The sequence below is a fragment of the Streptomyces sp. NPDC057877 genome (assembly GCF_042796855.1).
GTDB lineage: Bacteria > Actinomycetota > Actinomycetes > Streptomycetales > Streptomycetaceae > Streptomyces.
In genome coordinates, this window is record NZ_JBHVMS010000001.1 from 506,616 (window position 1) to 532,559 (window position 25,944).

General features: G+C 73.4%; 23 protein-coding genes. 12 read left to right on the forward strand and 11 right to left on the reverse strand.

From position 1 onward, the window contains the following. Nucleotides 1–78: 78 nt before the first annotated feature. The 7 genes from ACFVQG_RS02175 (at nt 79) to ACFVQG_RS02205 (ending at nt 7,730) form a co-directional block, all read left to right on the forward strand. Entirely contained in the window at nt 79–1,035 is a 957-nt protein-coding gene (locus ACFVQG_RS02175; protein WP_383375795.1) for an STM4015 family protein, read from the forward strand. Nucleotides 1,036–1,042: 7 nt separating this feature from the next. Next, nucleotides 1,043–2,014 (forward strand): STM4015 family protein, encoded by a 972-nt coding sequence (locus ACFVQG_RS02180; RefSeq protein WP_383375797.1) that lies wholly within the window; start codon nt 1,043–1,045, stop codon nt 2,012–2,014. Beyond that, complete coding sequence (locus ACFVQG_RS02185) at nt 1,995–3,155, forward strand: STM4014 family protein (RefSeq protein ID WP_383375799.1); 1,161 nt, start codon at nt 1,995–1,997, stop codon at nt 3,153–3,155. The genes ACFVQG_RS02180 and ACFVQG_RS02185 overlap by 20 nt, the downstream gene beginning before the upstream one ends. 28 nt (nt 3,156–3,183) lie before the next feature. Next, nucleotides 3,184–3,990, forward strand: coding sequence for an STM4013/SEN3800 family hydrolase (locus tag ACFVQG_RS02190; protein ID WP_383376509.1), 807 nt, complete (start codon nt 3,184–3,186; stop codon nt 3,988–3,990). Then, nucleotides 3,987–5,339: an STM4012 family radical SAM protein gene (locus ACFVQG_RS02195; protein WP_383375801.1), complete on the forward strand. Its 1,353-nt coding sequence runs from the start codon at nt 3,987–3,989 to the stop codon at nt 5,337–5,339. Before ACFVQG_RS02190 ends, ACFVQG_RS02195 begins: the two co-directional genes overlap by 4 nt. A gap of 11 nt (nt 5,340–5,350) precedes the next feature. Then, a complete protein-coding gene (locus ACFVQG_RS02200) occupies nt 5,351–6,241 on the forward strand; it encodes an STM4011 family radical SAM protein (RefSeq protein WP_383375803.1) in 891 nt (296 codons plus the stop codon). 301 nt (nt 6,242–6,542) lie between these two features. Further along, the gene (locus tag ACFVQG_RS02205) at nt 6,543–7,730 is read left to right on the forward strand and encodes an MFS transporter (RefSeq protein WP_383375806.1); all 1,188 of its coding nucleotides are present in this window, start codon (nt 6,543–6,545) and stop codon (nt 7,728–7,730) included. A 9-nt stretch (nt 7,731–7,739) separates the two neighbouring features. Here the strand turns inward: ACFVQG_RS02205 and ACFVQG_RS02210 are convergent, their stop codons facing one another. From ACFVQG_RS02210 to ACFVQG_RS02230, 5 genes are all read right to left on the reverse strand, one after another. After that, on the reverse strand, nt 7,740–8,249 hold the full coding sequence (locus tag ACFVQG_RS02210; RefSeq protein ID WP_383375808.1) for a hypothetical protein: 510 nt from the start codon (nt 8,247–8,249) through the stop codon (nt 7,740–7,742). A 37-nt stretch (nt 8,250–8,286) separates the two neighbouring features. Next, complete coding sequence (locus ACFVQG_RS02215) at nt 8,287–11,544, reverse strand: CHAT domain-containing protein (RefSeq protein WP_383375810.1); 3,258 nt, start codon at nt 11,542–11,544, stop codon at nt 8,287–8,289. Beyond that, nucleotides 11,541–12,617 carry a hypothetical protein gene (locus tag ACFVQG_RS02220; protein ID WP_383375812.1) on the reverse strand — a complete coding sequence of 359 codons (1,077 nt, stop codon included), beginning with the start codon at nt 12,615–12,617 and terminating at the stop codon, nt 11,541–11,543. The genes ACFVQG_RS02215 and ACFVQG_RS02220 overlap by 4 nt, the downstream gene beginning before the upstream one ends. A 217-nt stretch (nt 12,618–12,834) precedes the next feature. Next, complete coding sequence (locus ACFVQG_RS02225) at nt 12,835–13,878, reverse strand: helix-turn-helix domain-containing protein (protein WP_383375814.1); 1,044 nt, start codon at nt 13,876–13,878, stop codon at nt 12,835–12,837. A 60-nt stretch (nt 13,879–13,938) separates the two neighbouring features. Then, the gene (locus ACFVQG_RS02230) at nt 13,939–14,829 is read right to left on the reverse strand and encodes an SDR family oxidoreductase (RefSeq protein WP_383375816.1); all 891 of its coding nucleotides are present in this window, start codon (nt 14,827–14,829) and stop codon (nt 13,939–13,941) included. 138 nt (nt 14,830–14,967) lie between these two features. Here ACFVQG_RS02230 and ACFVQG_RS02235 point away from each other — a divergent pair, with 138 nt between their 5' ends. Further along, complete coding sequence (locus ACFVQG_RS02235) at nt 14,968–15,714, forward strand: maleylpyruvate isomerase family mycothiol-dependent enzyme (RefSeq protein ID WP_383375819.1); 747 nt, start codon at nt 14,968–14,970, stop codon at nt 15,712–15,714. Between the two features lie 7 nt (nt 15,715–15,721). On the opposite strand, the gene ACFVQG_RS02240 is transcribed toward ACFVQG_RS02235, so the two are convergent. Next, a complete protein-coding gene (locus ACFVQG_RS02240) occupies nt 15,722–16,114 on the reverse strand; it encodes a MarR family winged helix-turn-helix transcriptional regulator (RefSeq protein WP_383375821.1) in 393 nt (130 codons plus the stop codon). An 86-nt stretch (nt 16,115–16,200) separates the two neighbouring features. Between ACFVQG_RS02240 and ACFVQG_RS02245 the strand changes: the two genes are divergently transcribed. Next, nucleotides 16,201–17,682, forward strand: coding sequence for an MFS transporter (locus ACFVQG_RS02245; RefSeq protein WP_383375824.1), 1,482 nt, complete (start codon nt 16,201–16,203; stop codon nt 17,680–17,682). Between the two features lie 70 nt (nt 17,683–17,752). Further along, complete coding sequence (locus ACFVQG_RS02250; protein ID WP_383375826.1) at nt 17,753–18,067, forward strand: DUF6332 family protein; 315 nt, start codon at nt 17,753–17,755, stop codon at nt 18,065–18,067. Here ACFVQG_RS02250 and ACFVQG_RS02255 read toward each other — a convergent pair. The 3 genes from ACFVQG_RS02255 to ACFVQG_RS02265 are packed head-to-tail and all read right to left on the reverse strand — an operon-like array spanning nt 18,028 to nt 22,150. Further along, nucleotides 18,028–18,693 (reverse strand): response regulator, encoded by a 666-nt coding sequence (locus tag ACFVQG_RS02255; protein ID WP_383375828.1) that lies wholly within the window; start codon nt 18,691–18,693, stop codon nt 18,028–18,030. The two genes, ACFVQG_RS02250 and ACFVQG_RS02255, sit on opposite strands and share 40 nt — an antisense overlap. Further along, a complete protein-coding gene (locus ACFVQG_RS02260; RefSeq protein WP_383375831.1) occupies nt 18,690–19,946 on the reverse strand; it encodes a sensor histidine kinase in 1,257 nt (418 codons plus the stop codon). The genes ACFVQG_RS02255 and ACFVQG_RS02260 overlap by 4 nt, the downstream gene beginning before the upstream one ends. Before the next feature lie 53 nt (nt 19,947–19,999). After that, nucleotides 20,000–22,150, reverse strand: a complete 2,151-nt coding sequence (locus ACFVQG_RS02265; RefSeq protein ID WP_383375833.1) for an MMPL family transporter — start codon at nt 22,148–22,150, stop codon at nt 20,000–20,002. A gap of 115 nt (nt 22,151–22,265) precedes the next feature. Between ACFVQG_RS02265 and ACFVQG_RS02270 the strand changes: the two genes are divergently transcribed. Continuing rightward, nucleotides 22,266–23,120, forward strand: a complete 855-nt coding sequence (locus ACFVQG_RS02270) for a BTAD domain-containing putative transcriptional regulator (protein WP_383375835.1) — start codon at nt 22,266–22,268, stop codon at nt 23,118–23,120. Here the strand turns inward: ACFVQG_RS02270 and ACFVQG_RS02275 are convergent. Beyond that, nucleotides 23,075–23,842 carry a TetR/AcrR family transcriptional regulator gene (locus tag ACFVQG_RS02275; RefSeq protein ID WP_383375837.1) on the reverse strand — a complete coding sequence of 256 codons (768 nt, stop codon included), beginning with the start codon at nt 23,840–23,842 and terminating at the stop codon, nt 23,075–23,077. The genes ACFVQG_RS02270 and ACFVQG_RS02275 overlap by 46 nt on opposite strands. 186 nt (nt 23,843–24,028) lie before the next feature. Between ACFVQG_RS02275 and ACFVQG_RS02280 the strand changes: the two genes are divergently transcribed. Continuing rightward, nucleotides 24,029–24,490, forward strand: a complete 462-nt coding sequence (locus ACFVQG_RS02280; protein WP_383375839.1) for a nitroreductase family deazaflavin-dependent oxidoreductase — start codon at nt 24,029–24,031, stop codon at nt 24,488–24,490. Here the strand turns inward: ACFVQG_RS02280 and ACFVQG_RS02285 are convergent. Continuing rightward, nucleotides 24,480–25,763: a geranylgeranyl reductase family protein gene (locus tag ACFVQG_RS02285; RefSeq protein ID WP_383375842.1), complete on the reverse strand. Its 1,284-nt coding sequence runs from the start codon at nt 25,761–25,763 to the stop codon at nt 24,480–24,482. The genes ACFVQG_RS02280 and ACFVQG_RS02285 overlap by 11 nt on opposite strands. Nucleotides 25,764–25,944: the final 181 nt, after the last annotated feature.

A 25,944-nucleotide genomic window follows, 5' to 3' on the forward strand; every position in this document is an offset into this window, starting at 1 on the left:
GTGTTGTCAGTGCGGCTTGGTAGAACTCTTGGCGGGCCGGCCGAGGGCGCCGGGTCCGCACATCCGAGGAGACCAGTCATGTCCCACGTCGAGCATCTGCAGGAACTGCACGGCCTCGCCGCCTTCGACTTCCCCGCGCCGGGTGCCGGTCAGGACCTGCCGGAGGCGGGCGCCGTCGCCTGGCGGCTCTCCGTCGACCCCTACGACGACGACTGCAAGGAGACCTTCGGCGAGCTGTGGGACCGCTTCCTCGACACGGTGGACCTCGCGGGCGTCCGCGCGCTCATCGTGGGCCAGTGGGGCGAGTCGTACGAGAGCGACTCCTCCGTCATCGTGGGGCGGCTGGTGGGCGCCAAGGAGCGGCTGACCGGGCTGCGGGCCGTGTTCATCGGCGACCTGGAGATGGAGGAGGCGGAGATCTCCTGGATCGAGCACGACGACGTCACGCCGGTCCTGGACGCCTACCCGCTGCTGGAGGAGCTGGGCATCCGCGGCGGCACCGGCCTGCGCTTCCCGGCCGTCCGGCACGAGCGCCTGCGCACGCTCAGCTTCGAGGCCGGTGGCCTGCCCGGCGAGGTGGTGCGCGGTGTCGCCGCGAGCGAACTGCCCGCGCTGGAGTACCTGGAGATATGGCTCGGCGTCTCGGAGTACGGCGGTGACGCCACGGTCGCCGACCTCGCCCCGATCCTCAGCGGCGGGCGGTTCCCGGCCCTGCACCATCTCGGCCTGCGCAACAGCGAGATACAGGACGAGGTCGCGGCGGCGGTCGCCTCCGCCCCGGTCGTCGCCCAGCTCAGGTCCCTCGACCTGTCGCTCGGCGTGCTCACCGACGAGGGTGCGACGGCGCTCCTTGACGGTCAGCCGCTCACCCATCTGTCCTGGCTGGACCTGCACCACAACTTCCTCTCGGAAGGCGTGGCCGAGCGGGTGCGGGCCGCGCTCGAGCCGTCCGGCGTCGAGGTCGACCTGTCCGAGACCGGCGAGGAGTGGGAGGACGACGGCGTCGTCCACCGCTTCACCGCCGTCGCCGAGTGAGGCCGTCATGACCTTCGCGGAACACCTCACGACGCTGCACGGACTGCCCGTGTTCACGCTCCCCGACCCCGACGCGGACCCGGCCGACCTTCCGGCGGCCGATGCCGTGGCCTGGCGGCTGGACTGCTTCGAGGCCGGTGAACTGCCGTTCCCGCAGGTGTGGCGGAGCTTCACCGACCGGGTGCCGAGCACCGAGGTGCGGGCCCTGGTCCTGGGGCCCTGGTGGGAGGAGGAGTACGTCGAGCTGCGTCCCAGCCTGGAGCTGATCCTGGCCGACGCGGACCGCTTCCCCGCGCTGCGGGCCGTGTTCCTCGCCGACGTCACCGGCGAGGAGTGCGAGATCTCCTGGATCCAGCTCACCGACGTCACCCCCGTACTGGAGGCCTTCCCCCTGCTGGAGGAGTTCGGCGTGCGGGGCGGCGACCCCCAGGTGCTGGGCGAGGAACAGCTGTCGCTGCGCGCGGTGCGCCACGAGGCGCTGCGCGTGCTGCGGTTCGAGTCGGGTGGCCTGCCCGGCCAGGTGGTGCGGGCGATCGGCGCGAGCGAACTGCCCGCGCTGGAGCGGCTGGAGCTGTGGCTCGGCGTCCAGCAGTACGGCGGTGACGCCACGGTCGCCGACCTCGCCCCGGTCCTGAGCGGCGGGCGGTTCCCGGGCCTGCGCCATCTGGGCCTCCAGGACAGCGAGTTGCAGGACGAGATCGCGGCGGCGGTCGCCTCCGCCCCGGTCGTCGCCCAGCTGGAGTCGCTGAGCCTGTCCATGGGCACCCTCACCGACACCGGCGCCGAGGCCCTGCTCGGCGGCCAGCCGCTGAGCCACCTCAAGCGGCTCGACCTGCACCACCACTTCCTCAGTGCGGCCATGGCCGAGCGGGTGCGCACGGCGCTCGGCTCCGGCGGGACCGAGGTGGACCTGTCGGACGCGCGCAGCCCGCATCTGTGGGGGGACCAGGAGTGGCGGTATGTCGCCGTCTCCGAGTGACACGGGGGGCCGGGCGCCCGGCCCGCGCTGGGCCGTCGTGGGCAACCCGGAGAACCGGCGCACGACGCTGTTCGCCGACGCCGTGCGCGTGGCGGGCCACCCGGCCCCCCGCGTGCTGGCCTGGCTCGACGTGCTGCGCGGCCGGTACGCCTTCGCGCCGGGCGAGTTCGTGCGGATCGACTCGCCCGGTGAGAACGCCGAGGTCGACCGGCTGCTGCGGGGCACCGACGACTCCACCCGGGTGGAGGGCACGGCGCTGTGGTACCGCCGCTTCACGGCGGCGGTCCGCGAGGTGACGGACGCGGCGCGGCGCGCGGGTGCGGTGCCGTCCCTCGACGCCGAGGAGGTCGCGGTGATGTTCGACAAGCGGCGCTGCCATGCGCGGCTGGCCACGGCGGGCGTCCCGGTGCCCCCGGCCCTGCCGGGTCCGGTCGGCGGCTGGGCGGACCTGCGGGAGCGGTTGGGGGCGGCGGGCGTCTCGCGGGCGTTCGTGAAACCGGCGCACGGTTCCTCGGCGTCCGGCGTCGTGGCGCTGTCGGTGGCCGGTCCCGGCCGGGTCAGGGCGACGACGTCCGTGGAGACGGCCCCCGACGGCCGTCTCTTCAACTCCCTGCGGGTACGGCAGTACGGTTCGGAGCCCGAGGTCGCCGCACTGATCGACGCGCTGGCCCCGGACGGCCTGCATGTGGAACGCTGGGTTCCGAAGGCCATGCAGGACGGCCGGGCCGCCGACCTGCGGGTGGTGGTGGTCGCCGGACGCGCCACGCACGCCGTTGTGCGTACCAGTCGGCACCCCATGACGAACCTCCACCTGGGCGGCGCCCGTGGTGACCTGGGTGCCGCCCGCGCGGCGATCCGGGCCGCGGGCGGCAGCCTCGACGACGCGTTGCGGGTCGCCGAGAGCGCGGCGGCGTGCTTCCCGGGCACGCTGTGCGTCGGCGTGGACGTCCTGCCGTCCACCGGCTGGCGGCGCTTCACCGTCGGTGAGGTGAACGCCTTCGGGGACCTGTTGCCCCGTCTGACCGGCCTGCCCGGCAGCGGCGCCGAGGGTCTGGACACCTACGGCGCCCAGGTGGCCGCCGTACCGGCCGCGACGCGGCACGCACAGCACGAGGAGCACCACCATGACGCCACCGGCTGAGTCCCCGTCGGCGCCGCCGCCGATCGACATGAACCAAGTCGTCGGCAGCCACGACCTGTTGCTGGTCACCCTGGACACGCTCCGCTACGACGTGGCCCAGGAGCTGGCCGCGGCGGGGCGCATCCCGAACCTGGCCCGGCACCTGCCCGGCGGCGCATGGGAGCGGCGGCACGCCCCCGGCAGCTTCACCTACGCCTCCCACCAGGCCATGTTCGCGGGCTTCCTGCCGACACCGGTCACCCCGGGCCCGCACCCCCGGCTGTTCGCCGCCGCCTTCGCGGGCAGCGAGACCACCGCGCCGGGCACCTTCGTCTACGACACCCCCGACCTGGTGTCAGGGCTGGCCGCCGTCGGCTACCGCACGGTGTGCGTCGGCGGCGTCGGCTTCTTCAACAAGCAGGGTCCGCTGGGCTCGGTGCTCCCCGGCTTCTTCCAGGAGAGCCACTGGGAGCCGGAGTTCGGGGTGCCCTCGCCGACGTCCTTCGAGGCGCAGGTGGCCCGCGCGGAGAAGGTCGTCGCGGGGCTCCCCCGCGACCAGCGTCTGTTCCTCTTCGTGAACGTGGCGGCGCTGCACCAGCCCAACTGGTTCCATCTGCCCGGCGCCACCCGCGAGGCGGGCGACACCCGGGCCACCCACGCCGCGGCGCTGGAGTACGTGGACCGGCACATCGGCCGTCTCTTCGACGCCGCCCGCAGCCGCCGCCCGTGCTTCGCCGTCGTCTGCTCCGACCACGGCACCGCGTACGGCGAGGACGGCTACACCGGCCACCGCATCGGCCACGACGTGGTCTGGACCGTGCCCTACGCCCACTTCTTCCTCGACGAGGCCCGATGACCACGCTCCACGCAGCGCCCCCCGTCCGCCCGTACCAGCAGTACGTCTACGCCTACCCGCACAAGACCGCCTACCGCCCGCTGCGCCGCGAGGAGGCGAGGCTGCGCGACCTGTGGGCCGAGGAGCCCAAGAACGCCCTCTCGCTCTACTTCCACATCCCGTTCTGCGAGGTGCGCTGCGGCTTCTGCAACCTCTTCACGCGGATCGGGGCGCCGGACGGACTGACCACGGCCTACCTGGACGCGCTGGAGCGGCAGGCGACCGCGGTGCGCGAGGCGCTCGGCGAGGGCGCGCGGTTCGCGAACGCGGCCTTCGGGGGCGGCACCCCGACGTTCCTGGCGGCCCCCGAGCTGGAGCGGCTGTGCGACCTGGCCGAGCGTGGTCTCGGCGCCGATCTGCGGGCGGTCCCGGTGTCGGTGGAGGCGTCGCCCGCCACGGCGACGGCCGACCGGCTGGCCGTCCTCGCCGAGCGCGGCACCACCCGGCTGAGCCTGGGCATCCAGAGCTTCGTCGACACCGAGGCCCGCACGGCGGTCCGTCCACAGCGCCGCGCGGACGTGGAGGCGGCCCTGACCCGGATCCGCGAGGCGGGCTTCCCGGTCCTCAACATCGACCTGATCTACGGCATAGCGGGCCAGACGGACGACACCTGGCGCCAGTCGCTCGACGCCGCCCTCGCCTGGCGCCCCGAGGAGCTGTACCTCTACCCCCTCTACGTCCGCCCCCTGACCGGCCTTGACCGCCGCCGCGACCGGGCGGCGGCCGACGCCGAGTGGGACGAGCAGCGGCTGCGCCTGTACCGCCTCGGCCGCGACCATCTGCTGGAGCGCGGCTACGAGCAGGTGTCGATGCGCATGTTCCGCCGCACGGACGCCCCGGCGACCGGCGGCGAGGACTACTCCTGCCAGTCGGACGGCATGATCGGCCTCGGCTGCGGCGCCCGTTCGTACACCTCGGCGCTGCACTACTCCTTCGACTACGCCGTGGACATGCACCGTATCCGCGGCATCGTCGACGACTACACGGCCCGCACGGTCGACGGCTTCCGGCACGCGGACTTCGGCTGGCGCATGAACGCGGACGAGGCCCGGCGCCGCCATCTGCTGCAGTCGCTGCTCCAGGTGGAGGGCATGCCGACACCGGACTACCGGACCCGCTTCGGCACCACCCCCGAGGCCGACTTCGCCAGCGAACTCTCCCGCTTCGAGGCCCTGGGCTGGCTGGACGACTCCACCGGCCCGGAGCTGCTGCGCCTCTCCCCCGAGGGCCTGGCCCACTCGGACGCGCTGGGCCCCGAGTTGTTCTCCCCGGCGGTGCGGCGGCGCATGGCCGCGTACGAGACCAAGTGACGGGGTCGGCCATGAACCTGACGATCCTCTACCGCGGCCCCCTGGCGTCCTGCGACTACGACTGCCCGTACTGCCCGTTCGCCAAGCGCCGCGACAGCCGTGCCCAACTCGCCGCGGACCGCGAGGCGCTGGCCCGCTTCGCCACCTGGGCGACGGAACAGCGGGAGGACCGCCTGTCCCTGCTGTTCACGCCCTGGGGCGAGGGCCTGGTGCGCTCCTGGTACCGCCGTACCCTCGCCGAGCTGAGCCACCTGCCCCACATCGACCGGGTGGCGATCCAGACCAACCTCAGCTGCCGCACGGACTGGCTGGCGGACGCCGACCCGGACACCATCGCCCTGTGGTGCACGTACCACCCCGGCCAGACCCCGTACGACCGCTTCCTGGCCAAGTGCCGGGAGCTGGCCGACCGCGGCATCCGCCACAGCGTCGGTGTCGTCGGCCTGCCCGAGCACCTGGAGCACGCCCGCCGTCTGCGCGCCGAACTGCCCGCCCATGTCTACCTGTGGATCAATGCCGCGGAGGGCCACACCTACACGAACGCCGAGGCCGACGGGTGGACGGCCCTCGACCCCCTGTTCCCCTACAGCCGCCGCCCGCACACCAGCGCGGGCCTGCCCTGCCGCACCGGCGAGTCCGTGATCTCGGTGGACGGCGACGGCACGGTGCGCCGCTGCCACTTCGTCCGCGCGGAACTGGGCAACCTGTACGACGGTTCCTACCGCGCCGCGCTGCGCCCGCGCGCCTGCCCGCTGGCGGTGTGCGACTGCCACATCGGCTATGTCCACCTGGAGGCCCTGCCGCTGTACGACGTGTTCGCGGGCGGAGTGCTGGAGCGGATCCCGGCCCGCCCGTTTCCCGGCCCACCGGCCGGAACCCGGCTCCTGACCGGTACGGCGTGAGTGGTGAAGGCTGGCCACGAAAGCCGGGGGGCGGCCGACCCGGCCTCCGGTTCCGGGCCCCTCACCGCTCCCGCCTCCGACCGGCGCGCCCACCTGATGGGCGGGCTCGCGCGCGGGCTCTCGATCGGACCGGCCTACGGACCGGCCCAGTCCGCCTGGGGTCATCCCACCCTCGCCCACGCCTACCCCGCCGAGGAGCACCCGCGCCGCGGCCTGCCAGGTCAGCACCCTTGCCCCACCCCGGCACACCACCTAGCCTGCTTTTGTGCCGCTAATAAACAAAACCCGTTCGCACAATGTCGTGCCGGACAACGGCAGGGACCTCACCCGGCTCCGCACCGCCCTCACCGTCTTCTTCGCCCTCGACGGCTTCGTCTTCGCCGGATGGGTCGTCCGCATCCCCGCCATCAAGCAGCAGACCGGCGCCTCCGCCACCACCCTCGGCCTCGCCCTCCTCTGCGTCTCGGCGGGCGCCGTCATCACGATGATGCTGACCGGCCGCCTGTGCCGCCGCTACGGCAGCCACCAGGTCACGGTCGTGTGCGCCGTACTCCTCTCCCTCAGCGTGGCCCTGCCCCCGCTCACCCACTCCGCGGCGGCCCTCGGCGCCGTACTCCTGATCTTCGGCGCGGCGTACGGCAGCATCAACGTCGCCTTCAACAGCGCCGCCGTCGATCTCGTCACCGCCCTGCGGCGGCCGATCATGCCCAGTTTCCACGCCGCGTTCAGCCTGGGCGGCATGCTCGGCGCGGGCCTCGGCGGACTGGTCGCGGGCGTGCTGTCGCCCACCCGTCATCTGCTCGGCCTCACGGTCGTCGGCCTGCTGGTGACCGCCGTGGTCGGACGAACGCTGCTGCGCCAGCAACCGCCCCTCCCGCCGGACCGGGAGCGCACGGCACGGGGCGCCCCACGCCGCCTGGACCGCCGTACCCGCGCCCTGGTGACCGTCTTCGGCCTGATCGCGCTGTGCACGGCGTACGGCGAGGGCGCGCTCGCCGACTGGGGCGCGCTGCACCTGGAGGAGGACCTGCACGCCTCCCCCGGTGTCGCGGCGATCGGATACTCCTGCTTCGCGCTGGCCATGACCGTCGGCCGACTGACCGGGACGACCCTGCTGGAACGCCTGGGCCGCACCCGCACCGTGGTGGCGGGCGGCACGACGGCCGCCGCCGGGATGCTGCTGGGCGCGCTCGCCCCCGCCCTGTGGGCGGCGCTGCTCGGTTTCGCCGTCGCCGGACTCGGCCTCGCCAACCTCTTCCCCGTGGCCGTGGAACGCGCGGGCGCCCTGGCCGGTCCCACCGGCGTCGCCACCGCCTCCACCCTCGGCTACGGCGGCATGCTCCTCGGCCCGCCCGCGATCGGTTTCATGGCCGACTGGTTCTCCCTGCCCACGGCCCTCACCAGCGTCGCCGTGCTCGCGGCGGTCGCCGCCGCCATCGGGCTCGCCACGGGGCGCGCGACGGCGGGGACGAAGGCCTCCCCGCCGTAGACACGGCGGCTACGGTCCCGGAGGTGTGTCGCCCTGGAACAGCCGGACCAGGGTCTCCACCGCCTTGGCCATGGCTCCGGCGCGCGACGGCTCCTTGCCGAACGACAGGCTGTAGCTGTTCTTGCCGTCCCGGCGCGTGATCTTGACGTCGAACCGGACGGACAGCCACACGACGAGGGCCGAGCCCAGCACCAGCGCCGTGTCGGCGGGTACGGCCGCGAGCTGGTCGTCCGTCGGCGGGTCCGCCAGTACGGCGGAGGCCTCCGGCGCGGACTCGGGGGCGGCCAGCATGTCCTGGAGCAGGCGCCGCCCGATCCGGGCGTGGGTCTCCCCGGTGCCCTGTGCCGCGTCCCGGACGGCCCGGGTCCCGGCGCCGTCCGCCTCCGCGAGGGCGAGCAGTACCGCCCACGCCTCCTCCCTGTTCTCGGGGAGGGTGGGGACGCGGACGGCGAGATCCTCGGTGATCTCCCGCAAGGAGAGGAACACCGAGCGGTCGGTGAGGGTGTCGGTGGTGGCCAACGCGGTCCCTTCTTTCCGGTTTCTTCCTTGGGGGCGATCAGCGCCAGTCCCCGGTCAGGGTGAACACGGCCCAGTGGTAGGGATGCGCGAGCCAGCGGCGTTCGGGGTCCTGGGCGAGCGCCCGCTGGGCCAGCCAGAGGGCGCGCCACGCGGGCTGCCCCGCGAGCCGGTGGCGGTGGAAGGCGGTCAGCAGTTCCGCGGAGCTGCCGCGGTCCGTGTTCCAGACGGGGGCGAGCACGGTGCGGGCCCCGGCGCGCAGCAGGCCCCGGGTCAGGCCGGTGAGGTCCTCGCCCTGGTGGTCCGGGCTGCTCCAGCCCGTGGAACAGGCCCGCAGCACCACGGTCCTGGGTGCCCCGTCGCCGCGTGCCAGGTCACGGGCGCGCAGCAGGAAGTCGAGCCGGTCCCGTAGGTCATGGCCCTCCCATCGGGCGTCCGGGCGCGCGCGTCCGTCGGAGAGGAGGACGCAGGAGTCCAGGGGGTCGTCGGTGTCCGCGTACCCGTGGCAGGTGATGTGGGCCAGATCGTGCTCGGGCAGGGCGGACAGCACGGCGTCCGGGGTAGCGTCGGTTCCGGTGAGCACGCGGACGGGGCCTTGCTCGTGGAACAGGTCGCCGTCCCTCTCGAAGTCGGCCACGCGGTCGCCGCGGCCCGCGACGCCCACGACCAGCGGCCGGACGGGCGGTCCGGGTGCCTCGCCGAGCAGGACGTAGCGCAAAGTGGTGAGGCTGGGCAGGTGGACGACCGGATGGTGCTCGCCGAGCCGACTGTCGTCCGGCAACGGGAGCGCCGCCATGGGGAGTTGGCCGAGCGGCCCGTGGGGGGCCAGGGCCACCAGCGCACGGCCGCCGAACCGGCCCTGGAAGGGCAGCGCACGGTCGGCGACCGGCTCGAGGAAGCCGAGGTCCCTGCGGTGCGGCCGACGCGGGTGCAGGGGCGGGGTCGGCGGGCAGGCCTCGGGGTCCCCGTTGACGGCCCGGCGCATCCGTACCGCGGCGTCGGCCACCTCCGCACGGCTCAGCCTGGCGCCGTGCACGCGGACGTCACCGGTGGGATCGCGCGAGTCGAGGACGAAGCAGAACGTCCAGGAAGGGCCGCAGAAGTAGGAGACCAGGACCAGGCCCTCGTCCGGCGCCTCGCGCGCGAGCAGGGCGCTCACCTCGGCGAGGCTGGCGGGCTTCGCGGTGCGCAGCCGTACGTAGTCGGGCGCGTACGGGAGCATGGCCGTGTACAGCTTGTCCTGCGTCCGGCCGAGGCCGTGCGCGACGTACGCGGTGAGATGGCTCGGCATCCTGGACACGCTCTGCACGTCACGGATCATCCGCGCCGCCGCCAACTGGCTCCGCTCCGCCGCGAGCAGGTGCTCGGGCACCTGCGCGGGTTCCGGCAGCGGCGCGGCGGCGAGGTCGCTCACCACGTCCAGTGAGCGGATCTCCTCGTGGAGGTCGAAGGCGAGTTCCAGGGGACCGCGCTGATCAGGCGGGTCCAGTTCGTCGCCGTGGTGGACCAGCAGCCGCAGCAGGGACTCGTACAACGGCAGGAGTTCGCCGACGCGTTCGGCCCGGACATCGGCGTCGTGCTCGGCGTCCAGTCGCTCCCGCTCGAAGTCCCGTACGGCGAGGAGCAGTTCGAGGCACTCCTGCCGCAGTTCCGGCTCGTCGAGGAAGGTCTCGCCGTAGAAGCGGCACGCCTTCGCCCAGAGGTCGTCGTCGGGTGCCGCCGCCTCGGTCACCAGGGACCGCGCCAGGCCGAGGGCCTCCCCGCGTCTGGCGAGCAGCAGCAGACAGCGGACGAGCGCCTGGCCCACCCACAGCCGCCCCTCGGGATGGCGCCCCTCGCTCCAGGACTCGAACAGCGCCCCCAGGGGTGGGAGTGCCTCGGCGGCGATCACCGCGGGGCGCGGGCCCTCGCAGAGCCAGGCGATGTTCTTGCCGAGGCGACTGCCCGCCACGCGGCTCCAGCCGAACCGGGCCCTGGTGCGGGCGGCGTGGAAGAACCAGTCCAGCGCCTCGACCGGTCGGCCCAGACGTCCGGCCGTCCGGCCGAGCCCTTCGGCGATGTCCGCTTCGACGCGCAGGGGGTACGGATGGGCGCGGACCTCCGCCAGGGCGCGCAGGTACTGCTCGGCCGCCCGCTCGACCCGGCCCAGCTCGAGGAGCGCCTGCCCGACGAGGGCCCGGTGGGCGGCGGTGACCCCGCCCCGGCGTTCGACGGCGGTCAGGTTCTCCTCGAACGCGCGCAGCGCCTCCCGGTGCCGACCACGCGCCAGCAGACACTGGGCGGCCAGACTCATCGCCTCGCTGTCGTCCCGGCCCCGGGCGCGCAGGATGCGGGCGGCGGCGCGCACGTCGACCTCCGCGGCGCGCGGCTGCCCGTGGTCGAACGCGGCCACGCCGCGCGCCTCGAGCATCTCCGCCACCCAAAGGCTCGGGTCGGTGCCCGCCTGCTGCTCCGCCGCCCGCACCGCCTCGTCCAGGATCCGCCGGGCAGCACGGTGCCGGCCGAGGTGTCCCAGGTCCCCCGCCAACGCCCGTTCGAAGTGCAGCCACTCCGTGGTGACCGTCTCCGGTCTGACCGTCTCCCGGCATTCCAGCATGAGGGCGGCGGACGTCAGATGGTCGTCGAAGGCGCGGTGGGCGCGTGCCGCCATCGAGTGCACCAGCAGGGTCAGGTCGCTGCCGCCTCCGCCGCGCGTGGCGACGTCCAGGGTGCGCAGTTCCCGCAGGGCCCGTTCGCCGTGCCAGAGGGCCCATGCCCGGTACCAGGTGTACTCGGCGCTGTCGGCGGCGCCCACGCGTTCCAGTGTCTGGGCGCGCTCCGACTGGCAGAACGACCAGAAGCCGCGCCCCCTGATCCGGCTGACGGGGTCGCCCGCGGCCATGCACACGGCGGTCATGGTGCGGGTGCGGCCTTCGGTGCTCAGGTGCTCCTGCTGCCACAGCGCCTCCTCCGCCACCGCGGTGGCGTCCGCGGGAAAGGCGTCGCGACGCGCCCGCAGGGCGAGGAACTGGGCGAAGAGTCCGGGGACCGCGCTGACCTCGACCACCAGCCGCTCGAAGCCGGAGTCCGGGGGCTCCTCCTGCGCCCACAGCCTGCGGGCCAGCTGGCCGACATGCGCCACGAAACGGGCCCGTGCCGGACGGCCCGCCGCCTGTGCCGCCGCCCGGCGCTGGTCGAGTTCCTCCGCGACGGTGTCACGCGTCCCGGGTGGTACGCGGGACAGCTCGCTCAGCAGCTTCTCCAGCGTGTCGATGTCCAGCAGCGCGTCGACCGGGTCCCGCTGCCCCAGGCCCCTCATGACGACCCCTGCCCGGCTCGTGCGAAGGCGTCGGCCAGTACGTGCCGGTGTACGTCCTGCAAGGTGTCCTGCACCGGGGTCAGCAGCCGGTGCGCGTCCTCCAGCCAGCCCTGGTCGAGGGCGGAGAGCGCGGCGCAGAAGGCGTAGTCGGGAACGTCGGTCCGGGCCCGCGCCAGGAGCCGTAGCTTCAGCCACGCGACCTGGCCCTCGCCCTCGCTGTATCTGACCGAGTCCAGCAGGGCGAGCGATTCCTTGGAACTCTCCACCCAGTGCAGCCCCCGCTCCATCCGGGAGCGCGGCGCGCTCACCCGCAGGGCGGCGGAGTGCGGGGCGACGGCGTGGAGTCTGCGCCGGGTCAGTTCCACGAGTCCGGGGCTGTCGCTGCCCGCTGCCGCATGGAGGCGTACGAGCATCTCCAGCGCGACGACGTCGGTGGTGTCCTCCTCGATGAGCGAGGTGAGCACCTGGGCCGCCCTGTCGTAGGGCTCGATGGCCGGTGACTCCTCCGCCTCGGCGATGAGGGTGCGCGCCCAGCTCAGCCGCTGGCTCCTGGTGATCTCGCCCGCTGCGGCCGACTCCTGGAACATCTCGGCTCGCAGCCGCTGGAAGTCGATCTCCCAGAGCTTGAGGTGCGTGTGGCGGACCAGTTCGCGCAGGCGCGTCGCCAGCCGTTCCCCGTGGCGGTCGGTGAGGTCGGGGTCCGGCCAGTTGTTCAGCAGGTCGGCGAGGACGCCGATGGCCTTCTCCCACGCGTCGCCATGGGCGTAGGCCGTGGCCAGGTCGGCTCGGACGAGATCGGTGTGCCGGTCGGTGCCGGGCGCGGCGGCGCCGAGTTCCGCGACCGCCTCCTCGAGGGCCTCTCTCGCCGTGTGGGGCAGGCCCGCCCGCAGCAGCACCACCCCGCACAGATGCCGATGGGCCGGGTCCCGCCCCGCCCGTTCCAGCACGGAGGAGGCCGCCTGCCATCGCCGGGGGTGTCCGGGCACCGTGAAGTCCAGCAGCGGCATGGCGTTCTCGGGGAGCACGCCGAGGTCGAACGGCACGGCCCAGTCCATGAGGAAGTTCTTCAACACGCCCCCGTTCGGCCCAGGTCCCGTTTCCGTGCGGTTCCCGCGGCCCGATCCCGTTCCCGTCCGGTCAGTGCGTCGCTCGGGGCGGCACCCCAGCGCGCGTCAGGTCCCCCCAGGAGATGCCGTGCCCGTGGCCGACGACCGACACGGAGCGCGAGCCCTGTCCCCTGCGCCACCTGGGATGCCGCGCGCCCACTGTCGCCCGAGCCGACCGGCGCTGTCATTGGCAGCGCGCGCAGTCCTCCTTCGCATCCGGCGCAGCCGCCCGGACCTCGCTCGGCGGGACACCGTAGGCGCCCCGGAAGGCGCGGCTGAAGTCGGCGGGGTGGCGGAAGCCCCAGCGGGCGGCGATCTCGCCGATGGACAGGTGCCGCAGCCCGGGGTCGGTCAGCTCGGCCCGGGAGCGCTCCAGTCGGCGGCGCCGGATGGTGGCCGCCACGGACTCCGGTTCGCTCTGGAAGAGCAGGTGCAGGGTGCGTAAGGAGATGTGGTGGTGGGCGGCGATGGCCGCGGGGCGCAGCTCGGGGTCGGCCAGGTGGTGGTCGATGAAGGCGTTGACACGGGCGAGGAGTGCCGCCTGCCGTGTCTCGGCGGGCAGCCGCTCCTCGTCGCCGAGGTGCGCGGCGAGCAGGGAGGCGGCCAGGTCCACCCCGATGGCGCCGAGCCGGGCCAGTTCCGCGGGCCCGCAGGCGCGGGCGGCCTGGGCGAGCCCGGAGAGATACGCGCCGAGCAGGGCCCCGGACCCGGACCGACCGGACAGCGGTTCGGCCAGCAGCCGGTCCGCCCGTCCGCCGGTCAGCGGCAGCAGGCCTCGCGGCAGCCGCAGCTGCGTCGTCCGGCAGGGCCCGCCGCGGTCGATGAACTCGCAGGCCAGCGGGTACGACGTGGAGAACAGGGCCAGGTCACCGGCGTCGAGGCAGGCGGTGGCGCGCCCCTGCTCCAGCCGGATCGAGCTGTTGTCCCCGACCATGACGAGGAAGTAGTCCTCGGGGTCGTCCTGCCGGATCTGCACCGGTGAGCGCCGGGCGCTCATCGGGGAGTAGGTGTAGGTGCCCACCTGGCTGTGCGGCAGTTGGACGATCTCCGCCCGTCCCTCGAAGCGGGGCGCGTGCGGGCTGCGGATCGTGACGGACATGACCTCCTGGCCCACCAGGTCGCCCCACCAGCCGAACCGGTCCGCCACCGCGACCGCGTCGGTGTCCACCGTCACCACCGGCCCCACCGGAGCACTGCCCCGCTCCGCGGCCGTCCCGGGAATCGACATGCAACGATGATGCGGGGCCGTGGAGTTGACGGGGAAGCACGCGGCGGCCGAACCAGCCTCTCACGGCAACGGCGTGCCGCCCGTCACGTTCAGGATCTCCGCGGTCACGTAACTCGCCTCCTGCGACGCCAGATAGACGTACGCGGGCGCCAGTTCGGCGGGCTGGGCCGGGCGGCCCAGGGGGCTCTGCTTGCCGAACTCCGCCGTGTCGGGGAGCGTCGAGGGGATCAGCGGCGTCCACACCGGGCCGGGCGCCACCGCGTTGACCCGGATGCCGCGCCCGGCGAGCATCTGGGCCAGCCCGTGGGTGAAGGTGACGATCGCGCCCTTGGTCATCGCGTAGTCGAGCAGGTGCGGGCTGGGCTTGTAGGCCTGCACGGACGTGGAGTTGATGACGCTGCCGCCCTCCGGGATGTACGGCAGGGCGAACTTGGTCAGCCAGAACATCCCGTACAGGTTGGTCCGCATCACCCGGTCGAACTGCTCGGTGGGGATCGCCTCGATGCCGTCGGGCTGGGACATCTGGAACGCGGCGTTGTTCACCAGCACGTCGACACGGCCGAACTCGGCGACCGCCCGCCCGATCAGCGCCCGGCAGTTCTCCTCCTCGCGGATGTCACAGGAGACGGCGACGGCCTTGCGGCCCGCGTCCTCCACCAGGCGGGTCGTCTCGCGCGCCTCGTTCTCCTCCTCCCGCAGGTAGGTGAGGAGCACATCGGCGCCCTCACGGGCGAAGGCCAGGGCGACCGCGCGGCCGATACCGGAGTCACCGCCGGTGATGACCGTCTTGCGGTCGGTGAGTCGGCCGCTGCCGCGGTAGGTCTCCTCGCCGTGGTCGGGAGGTGGGTCCATGGGACCCGTCCAGCCGGGATGGGGCTGGTCCTGGGCGGGGAAGTCGGGCTGCGGATGCCGGGTCGCCGGGTTCTGCCGGGGGTGGTGTGCGTCGGTCACGTCGGTCTCCTCGGCGCCGGGGGAACGCATGGCGTGTGCGCGAGTTCCCCTCCCGCCCCGCCCTCAATCGACCGTCCTGCCACGCGTCCGTGAGACGGCCCTTGCGCTGCAGCCCACTCCATCCGGCAGACTCCGCCCATGGAAACTGCCGAGTACATCGATGTCCTGGACCGGGAGGGCCGGTTGCTGGCGGGTGCCGCCGCCGAGGCGGGGCCCGATGCCAAGGTGCCGCCCTGTCCGGGCTGGCAGCTGCGCGACCTGTTGCGGCACACCGGCATGGTGCACCGCTGGGCCACCGCGTTCGTCGCCGAGGGATACACCTCCTACCACCCCGACGGGGGGCTGCCGGACCTGGACGGCGCCGCGCTGCTCGACTGGTTCGAGGACGGCCACCGGCGGCTGGTGGCGACCCTCTCCGCCGCCCCGCCCGACGTGGAGTGCTGGCACTTCCTGCCCGCCCCGTCACCGCTGGCGTTCTGGGCGCGGCGGCAGGCGCACGAGACGACCGTGCACCGGTTCGACGCGGAGTCGGCGCGCGGCGGCACGCCGAGCGGGATCGACCGTGACTTCGCCGTCGACGGCATCGACGAGCTGCTGCGCGGCATGCACGCCCGCGGCAAGAGCAAGGTCCGCACCGCGGAGCCCCGGGTGCTGCGCATACGCGCGACGGACGTACCGGACGGCGGGGTGTGGACCGTGCACCTGTCCACCGAGGCGCCGGTGACGGCGTACGGCGACGACGGGAGCGACGCCGACTGCGAGATCAGCGGTCCGGTGGCCGGGCTCTACCTGGCGCTGTGGAACCGGGTGCCCTTCCCGGAGGTGACCGGGGACAGCGCGATCACCGACCTGTGGCGCGCCGCCTCGGCGGTCACCTGGAACTGAGCCCGGCTCAGTTCGTCAGCATCCGCGTCAGCACCGCGCGCTGCACCGGCAGTACCCGTCCGTGCAGCGCGCGCCCCCGCGCGGTGAGCCCCACGCGCACGCCCCGGCGGTCCTCCGGGCACATGCCGCGTTCGACGAGCCCGTCCTTCTCCAGCCGGGCGATCAGCCGGGACAGGGCGCTCTGGCTCAGATGGACCCGCTCGGCGATCTCCTGGACGCGGTAGGAGCGCACGCACTGGGCGGTGGCGTCCTCGGCCAGGACATCGAGCACCTCGAAGTCGCTGGCGCACAAGCCGTGTTCGTGCAGGGCGCGGTCGAGTTCGCACTGGGTGCGCGAGTGCAGGGCCAGGATGTCCCGCCACTGATCCACGAGAGCCTGTTCGGCCGTCTTCGCCGCCATGTCCGCACGGTAGCAGAGAAACGGCTTTGTTGCATCGTAATTAAATGCACTTGCACCTCATGCATGTGCATGTAGTGTCTGGGGTCATGACCTCTCCGCACACCCTCCCCGCGTCCGAGGGGCGCTGGACCCCGCGCCTGTGGGGCACCCTCCTGGTGCTCTGCGCCGCGATGTTCCTCGACGCGCTCGATGTGTCGATGGTCGGCGTGGCCCTGCCGTCCATCGGCTCCGACCTGGGTCTGTCGACCTCGACGCTGCAATGGATCGTCAGCGGCTACATCCTCGGCTACGGCGGTCTGCTGCTCCTCGGCGGCCGGACGGCCGACCTGCTGGGCCGCCGCCAGGTCTTCCTGGTCGCCCTCGGCGTCTTCGCGCTCGCCTCGCTGCTCGGCGGCCTCGTCGACTCGGGCCCACTGCTGATCGCCAGCCGCTTCATCAAGGGCCTCAGCGCGGCCTTCACCGCGCCCGCGGGCCTGTCGATCATCACCACCACGTTCCCACAGGGCACCCTGCGCAACCGCGCCCTGTCCATCTACACCACCTGCGCGGCCACCGGCTTCTCCATGGGCCTGGTGCTCTCCGGCCTGCTCACCGAGGCCAGTTGGCGCCTGACCATGCTGCTGCCCGCGCCGATCGCGCTGATCGCCCTCATCGCGGGCCTGAAGCTGCTGCCGCGCAGCGCCCGCGAGAAGGACCACAACGGCTACGACATCCCGGGCGCCGTCCTCGGCACCGCCTCGATGCTGCTGCTGGTGTTCACCGTCGTCCAGGCACCCGAGGTCGGCTGGGCCAGCGCCCGTACGCTGCTGTCCTTCCTGGCCGTCGCCGTCCTGCTGACCGTCTTCGTGGCCGTCGAGCGCCGGTCGCCCGGACCACTGATCCGGCTCGGTGTGCTGCGCTCCGGCAACCAGATCCGCGCCCAGCTCGGCGCGATGGCCTTCTTCGGGTCGTACGTCGGATTCCAGTTCCTGGTCACGCTGTACATGCAGTCCCTGCTGGGCTGGTCCGCGCTGCACACGGCGCTCGCCTTCCTGCCCGCCGGTGTGCTGGTCGCGCTGTCGGCCACCAAGATGGGCGCGATCGTCGACCGGTTCGGCACCCCGCGCCTGCTCACCCTGGGCTTCGCCCTGATGGTCGTCGGCTACGCGCTGTTCCTCGGCGTCGACCTGGACCCGGTCTACGCGGTCGCGATCCTGCCGAGCATGCTGCTGATCGGCGCGGCCTGCGCGCTGGTCTTCCCCTCGCTCAACATCCAGGCCACCAACGGCGTCGACGACCACGAGCAGGGCATGGTCTCCGGGCTGCTCAACACCTCGGTGCAGGTCGGCGGCGCGATCTTCCTGGCCGTCGTCACGGCGGTGGTGACCGCGCACGCGCCCGAGAACGCCACCCCGCAGGGCGTCCTCGACAGCTACCGGCCCGGCCTGATCGTCATCACCGGCATCGCCCTCGCCGGGCTGCTGATCACCCTGACGGGGCTGCGCACCGGACGCCCGCGGCAGTCCCTCGTCGTCGCCCAGTCCACCGTGAAGGAGACGGAGGCGGAGCGGGTACCGGTCCGCGACTAGGGGGACCGTCTCCCGGTGTGCCCGGCGGGGCCGCTTGTCCCGCCGGGCACACGCCTGTTTGACTCACCGGATGACCTACGACGGGGGACGGCGGACGCGGGCCCATGACGGTGGGCGGCGGACCCAGGCCGACCGGGACGCGATCACGGTCGAGATCGGGTACGCGCTGTGCAGCGCGGCGTTCGCGGCGGCGGTGGTGTTCGGGGCGGTCGCCGGTCCCGCGCTGCTGTTCACGCTGCCGGGACCGCTGGAGACCGTACTGGTGCGCACGGGCCTGGTGCTCGGGCCGGCGCTGTTCACCGCCCGGGTCGTCGCCGTCCTCGTCCGCTTCCAGCGGGCCGCCGGTCAGCCCAGCCAGCCCGGCCGCACCAACCCCGACTCATAGGCGAGGACGACCAGTTGGGCCCGGTCGCGGGCGCCGAGCTTCACCATGGTGCGGCTCACATGGGTCTTGGCGGTGAGCGGGCTGACGACCAGTCGGCGGGCGATCTCCTCGTTGGACAGGCCGATGCCGACCAGGGCCATCACCTCCCGCTCCCGCTCGGTGAGCCCGGCGAGCGCGTCGGCCCCGGCGGGTTCCTTGGAGCGGGCCGCGAACTCGGCGATGAGGCGGCGGGTCACACCGGGCGAGAGCAACGCGTCACCGTCGACCACCGCCCGTACCGCGCGCAGCAGTTCCTCCGGCTCGGTGTCCTTCACCAGGAAGCCGGAGGCGCCCGAGCGGATCGCCTCGAAGACGTACTCGTCGAGTTCGAAGGTGGTCAGCATGACGACCTTGACGTCCTTCAGCCCGGCGTCACCGGTGAGGTGACGGGTCGCGGCCAGTCCGTCGAGCGCGGGCATGCGGATGTCCATGAGGACGACGTCGGGCCGCAGTTCGCGCACCGCGCGCACGGCCTCCTCCCCGTCGGCGGCCTCCCCGGCGACCTCGATGTCGGGCTGCGCGTCCAGCAGCGCCCGGAATCCCGCGCGGACCAGTGACTGGTCGTCGGCGAGCAGTACGCGGATCACCGGTCGCCCTCCTTGGCTGTCGTACCGGTCAACGGCAGTACGGCGAGCACCGTGAAGCCGCCGTCCGGGCGCGGGCCCGCCTCGATGGTGCCACCCAGCGCCGCGGCCCGCTCCCGCATCCCGGCCAGACCGTTGCCGCCGCCGCCCGCGTCGGCGCCGGTCGCGGGCCCGTCGTCGTCGACGCGCAGCCGCAGCGCGCCGCCCGCCGGATCGAACCGCACGCGCGCGTGCCGCGAACCGGAGTGCCGTACGACATTGGTGAGGGCCTCCTGGACGATCCGGAAGGCGGCCAGGTCGGTGCCGGGTGGCAGCCGGGGGTGCTTTCCCTCGACCTCGACGGTCAGGCCCGCGCTCGCCGCCTGGGTCACCAGCTCGGGCAGCCGGTCCAGGCCGGGGGCGGGGGCGCGCGGCGCCTCTCCGGGCGCGCGCAGGTTGGCGAGCACCTGGCGGACCTCGCCGAGCGCCTCCTTGCTGGCGGCCTTGATGGTGGTGAGCGCCGTACGCGCCTGCTCGGGGTCGGAGTCCAGCAGCGCGAGACCGACACCGGCCTGCACGTTGATCACGGAGATGCTGTGCGCCAGGACGTCGTGCAGTTCGCGGGCGATGCGCAGCCGCTCCTCGTCCGCGCGCCGCCGGGCCGCCTGCGCCCGCTCCGCCCGCTCCCGGGCCCACTGCTCGCGCCGGACCCGGGCCAGCTCCGCCAGGGCCATGATCGCCACCACCCAGGCGAGGACGACCGCCTCCTGCCCCCACGAGAGCGCCGAGTCCCCCGACGGCGGCAGCCACCGGTACAGCCAGTGCGCCACCAGCACATGCGCGGCCCACAGCACCCCCACCGCGGTCCAGGCGGCCCGGCGGTGCCCGGCGACGACGGCGCTGAAGCAGGCGACGGCCACGGTGAGGAAGACCGGCCCGTACGGATAACCGGCGCCCAGATAGGTCGCCGCGGCGGCAGCCGTGCCGAACAGCACCGGCACCGGATACCGCTTCCGCCACAGCAGCAGCCCCGCGGCCACCACCAGCAGCACCCGCGCGAACGGGTCGAGGGCCGCCCGCTCGCCCTCCTGGCCGTGCGCGGCGAAGGTGGAACCGACCAGCACGAACGCCGTCAGCAGCAGGGTGGACCGCCAGGGCCAGCGGGCGCCGCCCGGGACCTCGTCGTCGTCCCACCGGGAGGCCCACGGCGGCCCCTGCCGCCACCAGGCCGGTCCCTGGCGGAACCACCCCGGCCCCCGTACGCGCCGCTCGTCCATGACCGCCACGCTAGACGCCGCGCACCCGCTCCGACGTCACCCGCGCGTGGTGATCACACGTACTCCCTGGGCAGTACGTCGGCCACCGGTTCCTCCCGCACCCGGACACGGCGCAGCGCGCGGGGCGCCCACCAGTTCGCGCGGCCCGCCAGCCGCATCGTCACCGGCAGCAGCACCACACGGATGAGGGTGGCGTCCACGAGGATCGTCAGGGCCGTGCCGATGCCGAGTTCCTTCAGGAAGACGACGCCGCCGGTGGCGTACGACAGGAAGGACAGCGCGAGGATCCCGGCCGCCGCGGTGACCAGCGGCGCGCTGCGCCGGATGCCCTCGCCGACGGCGCGCACGGTGTCACCGGTGCGCTCGTGCTCCTCCTTGATGCGGGCCAGCAGGAACACCTCGTAGTCCATCGACAGCCCGTACGCCACGCAGAACATCAGCACCGGGATGCTCGGCTCGATGGAACCGGTCGGGGTGAAGCCGAGCGGCCCGGACAGGTTGCCGTCCTGGAAGACCCACACCAGACAGCCGAACATCACCGCCAGGCTGAGCAGGTTGAGCACGGTCGCCTTGAGCGGCAGCAGCACGCTCCCGGTCATCAGGAAGAGGATCACGTACGTCGCCACCAGCACCAGCCCGACGGCGACCGGGAGCCGCTCGAGGAGGGTGGCGCGGAAGTCGGTGGTCTCGCCGGGGTAGCCGCCGACCAGGGCGGGCGCGGGGGCCGGGGTCTCACGGACGCGTTCGACGAAGGCGGGGACGTCGCCGTACATGGCCTCCTGGGTGGGTACGACGGCCAGCCGCACCCGTCCGTCGGGCGCGGTCAGCCGGTCCTGGCCGGGGGCGCCGGTGCGGCGGCCGTCGCGGTAGCTGCCCTCGGGCGCGTCGACCTGGTACACGCCGGGGACGCGGGAGAGGGCGGCGGCGTACGCGCGCGTGCCGGTGGGTTCGGCGAGGACCACCTGGATGGTGTCGGTGGGTTCGGCGGCGAACTCGCGGTGCACGATCTCGGAGGTGGTGCGCGAGGAGGTGCCCTCGGGGAGGGTGCGCTCGTCGGGCAGGCCGAAGCGCAGGCCGAGCAGCGGGGACGCGGCGACGAGGATGACGGTGAGGACTCCGGCGCCCGCGAGCAGGGGGCGGCGCATGGCGTGCAGGGCGGTGCGGTGCCAGAAGCCGGAAGCGGGGACGGTGGCGCGTTCCACGCGGTGGCCCCAACGGGCGAGCGCGGCGGGCAGGAACAGCACCGCTCCGGTGACGGCGGTGAGCACCACGAACACCCCGGCGTACGCGAAGGAGCTGAGGAAGAAGAACGGGAACACCAGCAGCGCGCACAGCGACACCGCCACCGTCACCCCGCTGAAGACGACCGTCCGCCCGGCCACCCGGGTCGCCCGCACCACGGCCTCCGGCTGGGCGTGTCCGGCGGCCCGCTCCTCGCGGTACCGGTTGATCACGAACAGGCTGTAGTCGACGCCCAGTCCGAGCCCGAGGACGAGCGCCAGGTTCGCGGCGAACGTCGACACCTCCGTGAACTGCGCGACCGCCCGCAGCCCCGCCAGCGTGCCGAGCACCGCGAACAGCCCGACCGCCACCGTCAGCAGGGCGGCGGCCGTGCGCCGGTAGACCAGGATCAGCAGAAGCAGCACGGCCGGGAGCGCGAAGACCTCCGCACGCAGGAAGTCGGCGCGGGCCTGCTCGCTGACCTGACGCGAGATCTCCTCCTGGCCGCCCACCCGGACCTCGAGTCGAGCGGTGCTACGGGTCAACTCCGGCGAGAGCCTGGCGAGTTCCTCGCGGGTCTCGGTGGCGGTGCCCTCGAGCCGGGCGAGGATCAGGGCGCGGCGGCCGTCCTCGCCGCGCAGGGCCGGGCTGTTCGCCTCCCAGTAGGAGGTGACGTCCGTGACCAGCGGCAACCCCTGTATCTCCGCCGTGAGTTCGCGGGCCGCGCGGGCGGTGTCCGGGCTGTCCACGTCGCCGTCGCGGGCCGTGACGAGGAGCGCGAGGTTGGGGTTGCCGGTGCCGAACTCGTCGCGCAGCACCTCTCCCGCGCGGACCGACTCGGTGCCGGGCGAGTCCCAGCGCGAGAGGTCGAGATCGTTCTGGGCGCCCGCGCCGTACGCGCCGAGGCCGAGGAAGGCGAGCAGGACGCCGAGCAGGACGGCGCGACTGCGCCGCACGGCCAGACGGCCGAGCCGGGTGAGCATGGGAGGGGCCTTTCTCCGGGAAGGGAACGCTGTCCACGGCTCACGGTCGGTGAGACCGCTGGAACGCCCGCTGGAAGATCCACTGGAATACGGGCCTCGGGATACGCTCGACCGCATGGCTGAGGGGACAACAGGGACATCGACACCGGCACCGGCACCGGCACCGGCACCGGACGGTCAGGGGCGGGGTGGCGGCCAGGGCGTCCCGCGCTTCGAACTGCTCGGCCCGCTGCGCGCGTCACGCGACGGCGTCGACCTGCCCCTGGGCCCGCCGAAGCAGCGCGCGGTGCTCGCGGTCCTCCTCCTCCAGGAGGACCGGCCCCTGTCCTACGAGGGTCTGGTGGAGGCCGTCTGGGACGGCGAGCCGCCGGTCCACGTACGCAACCTGGTGCAGAAGTACGTCTCCGGGCTGCGCCGCGCCCTCGGCCCGCACGGGCCGGAGCTGACCTGGACCGGCGCCGGATACCGGCTCACCGGCGCGGACATCGCCGACCTGCGCGAACGGCGGCGTCTCGTCGACGGGGCGCTGGCCGCGCGGGACGCCGGTGACATCGGGCGCGCGGTGGAACTGGCCCGGCGGGCCGAGGAGTTGTGGCGCGGCGACTTCGCCGAGGGACTGAAGGCGCCGTACCTGGCGGCGGAGCGGCTGCGCTGGGCGGAGAAGCGCCTCACGGTCCTCGAGGGACGGCTGGCCGGTGAGATAGAGCTGGGGCGGTCCTTCGAGTACGTCCATGAACTCGTCCGGCTCGTCGCCGCGCACCCCCTGCGGGAACGGCTCACCGAACTGCTGATGCTGGCGCTGTGCCGCACCGGCCGCCCGACGGACGCGCTCACCGCCTACGAGGCCACCCGGCGGCGGCTCGCTCAGGCGCTGGGCGCCGATCCGGGGCCCGCGCTGCGGTCACTGCACGAGCGGATCCTGCGTCAGGACCCCGCCCTGCTGCCCTTGCCGCCCGTCCCGGTGCCATGACCGGCCGGGCGCCGGGCGGCCCCGTTCCGGTAGGGGTCCACCAGCCCCACGCCCTGCGCCAGTTGTGTCACCGCCTGCCGGAAGAACGGCTCGCGGTCCTCCACGACCCGGTTGAACTGCCCGAACACCTCGAACCCGACCAGCCCGTACAGCTGCGCCCAGGCCGCGACGAGCGCGGTGACCACCTCCGGCGGCAGGTCGGGGGCGAGATCGGCGGCCAGCCGGGCGGCCTCGGTGCGCAGGTCGGCGGCGAGCGGGGTCCTGGCCAGGCCGACCTCCCGCTGCGCGTCGCGCAGGATCCGGATGAGCAGCAGCCCGACCCGGGAGGCGGCCGGGACGGTCGCCTGCGGCGCGGTGTAGCCGGGCACCGGGGAGCCGTAGATCAGCGCGTACTCGTGCGGATGCGCGAGCGCCCAGCCGCGCACCGCCTCGCACACCCGGGTCCAGCGGCCCAGCGGACCGGCGTCGGTGACCTCGTCGTGCGCGGTCTCGGCCGCCTCGCCGAGGGAGTCGTAGGCGTCGATGATCAGCGCGGTGAGGAGGTCGTCGCGGCTGGGGAAGTAGCGGTAGAGCGCGGAGGAGGCCATGCCCAGCTCGCGGGCGACGGCCCGCAGTGAGAGCTTGGCGGCACCGTCGGCGGCGAGCTGTCTGCGCGCCTCGTCCTTGATGGCGGCGGTGACTTCGATCCGGGCTCGGGCTCGGGCGCCGTGTGCGGTGCTCATGGGGTGAGTGTCGCATGGAAGCGGAGCGGTGCACACAAACGAGAGCACCGCTCTTGCTTTGGATCACCGATCTCGCGCACACTGTTCTCAAGCGAGAGCGGCGCTCACAAAAAAGAGCACCGATCACCAAAAGAGCGCCGATCACCAAAAGAGCGCCGCTCACCACCACAAACCCAGGGGCCACCCATGTCGTCATCGCAGCCGCAGCCGTACTACCTCCAGGCAGGCCCGATCGCCAACCGCTTCAACAACGTCATCGGCTGGCTCGCCCGGCACGGGATCAGCTTCGCGGGGACCGCCGAACTCTCCGTCCGCGGCCGTAAGAGCGGCAAGATGCAGCGCATCCCGGTCAACCCGCACACCCACGACGGCGGGCAGTTCCTGGTCTCGGCCCGCGGCCACTCCCAGTGGGTGCGCAACATGCGCGCCGCCGGGGGCGGAGAGCTGCGCGTCGGACGCAAGGTGCGCACCTTCACGGCCGTAGAGCTTCCCGACGAGGAGAAGCTCCCGATCCTGCGCAGCTACCTGGACAAATGGGGCTGGGAGGTCAACCAGTACTTTCAGGGAGTCACGGCCAAGTCCTCCGACGAGGAGATCACCGCCGCCGCCCCGGACCACCCCGTCTTCCGCGTCACCGTCACGAAGTGACGTCGCCGTCGTCGGACTTCTCCGCCGCAGGTTCCCCCGCGGGGACGGCACCGTCGCCACCCCCGGCCCGCCGGTCCAGCACGGCCATCGCACGCTGGACCATCGGCCGGTTGCGCACCATCTCGCCGAGCGTGGTCGAGCCCCGGGTGATGTCCATGAACGCCCGCCACGCGGGCCGCAGTCCGGTCAGCGCCGCGTGGAAGACGCCGGGCCGCCGCTCGAACACGGTCAGCAGCCGCTTGCCCACCGCCATCTCCACGCCCAGCCCCGCCTTGATCGCGAAGGCGTAGTTCAGCGCCTGGCGCCGGGTGTCCACGGCGTCGTGCGCCTCGGCAATCCGCACCGCCCACTCCCCCGCCAGCCGCCCGGAGCGCAGCGCGAAGGAGATGCCCTCGCGGGTCCACGGCTCCAGCAGGCCCGCCGCGTCCCCGCAGACGAGCACCCGCCCGCGCGACAGCGGCGAGTCGTCGGCCCGGCAGCGGGTCAGATGGCCGGAGGAGATGCTCGGCTCGAAACCGGCGAGGCCGAGCCGCCCGATGAAGTCCTCCAGATAGCGCTTGGTCGCGGCGCCCTCACCGCGCGCGGAGATCACGCCGACGGTGAGCGTGTCGCCCTTGGGGAAGACCCACCCGTAACTGCCGGGGATGGGGCCCCAGTCGATGAGGACCCGCCCCCGCCAGTCCTCGGCGACCGTCTCCGGCACCGGGATCTCCGCCTCCAGGCCGAGGTCCACCTGGTCGAGCTTGACGCCGACGTGCGCTCCTATCCGGCTGGCGCTGCCGTCCGCGCCGACCACGGCCCGCGCGAGCAGCGTCTCGCCGCCCTGGAGGACGACGGCGACCGTGCGCCGGTCCGGCACGGCCGAGCCGTGCTGCTCGACGCGCGAGACGGTGGCGCCGGTGCGCAGCTCGGCGCCCGCCTTCTGCGCGTGCTCGACCAGTTGCTGGTCGAACTCGGGCCGGTTGATCAGCCCGAACAGCATCTGGCGGGAGCGCCGGGTGCGGGTGAAGCGGCCGTTGTGGGAGAACGTCACGGCGTGCACGCGGTCGCGCAGCGGCAGTTCGAAGCCGGGGGGCAGGGCGTCGCGCGAGGGGCCGATGATGCCGCCGCCGCAGGTCTTGTACCGGGGCAGCTCCGCCTTCTCCAGCAACAGCACACGGCGTCCCGCTACCGCCGCGGCGTACGCCGCCGAGGCCCCGGCTGGTCCCGCCCCCACCACGACGACGTCCCACACCTGCGCCACATCGTCCGCCGAAGAGTTCTCGCTGCTCACGATGGTCTGCTGCTCCCGATCCCGCCGCCTGCCGCTGTTGTCCCCCGCATCCTACGGCGGCGGTTCCCGCAGGTCGTTGTGGGAGGATCGGCGGCGTCCGTCTCCGGAAGCACCAGGTCCGTTCACCGGACGGCCGGAGGCCGGGACAGCCACCCGGCAGTACAACGTCGCACCCACAAGG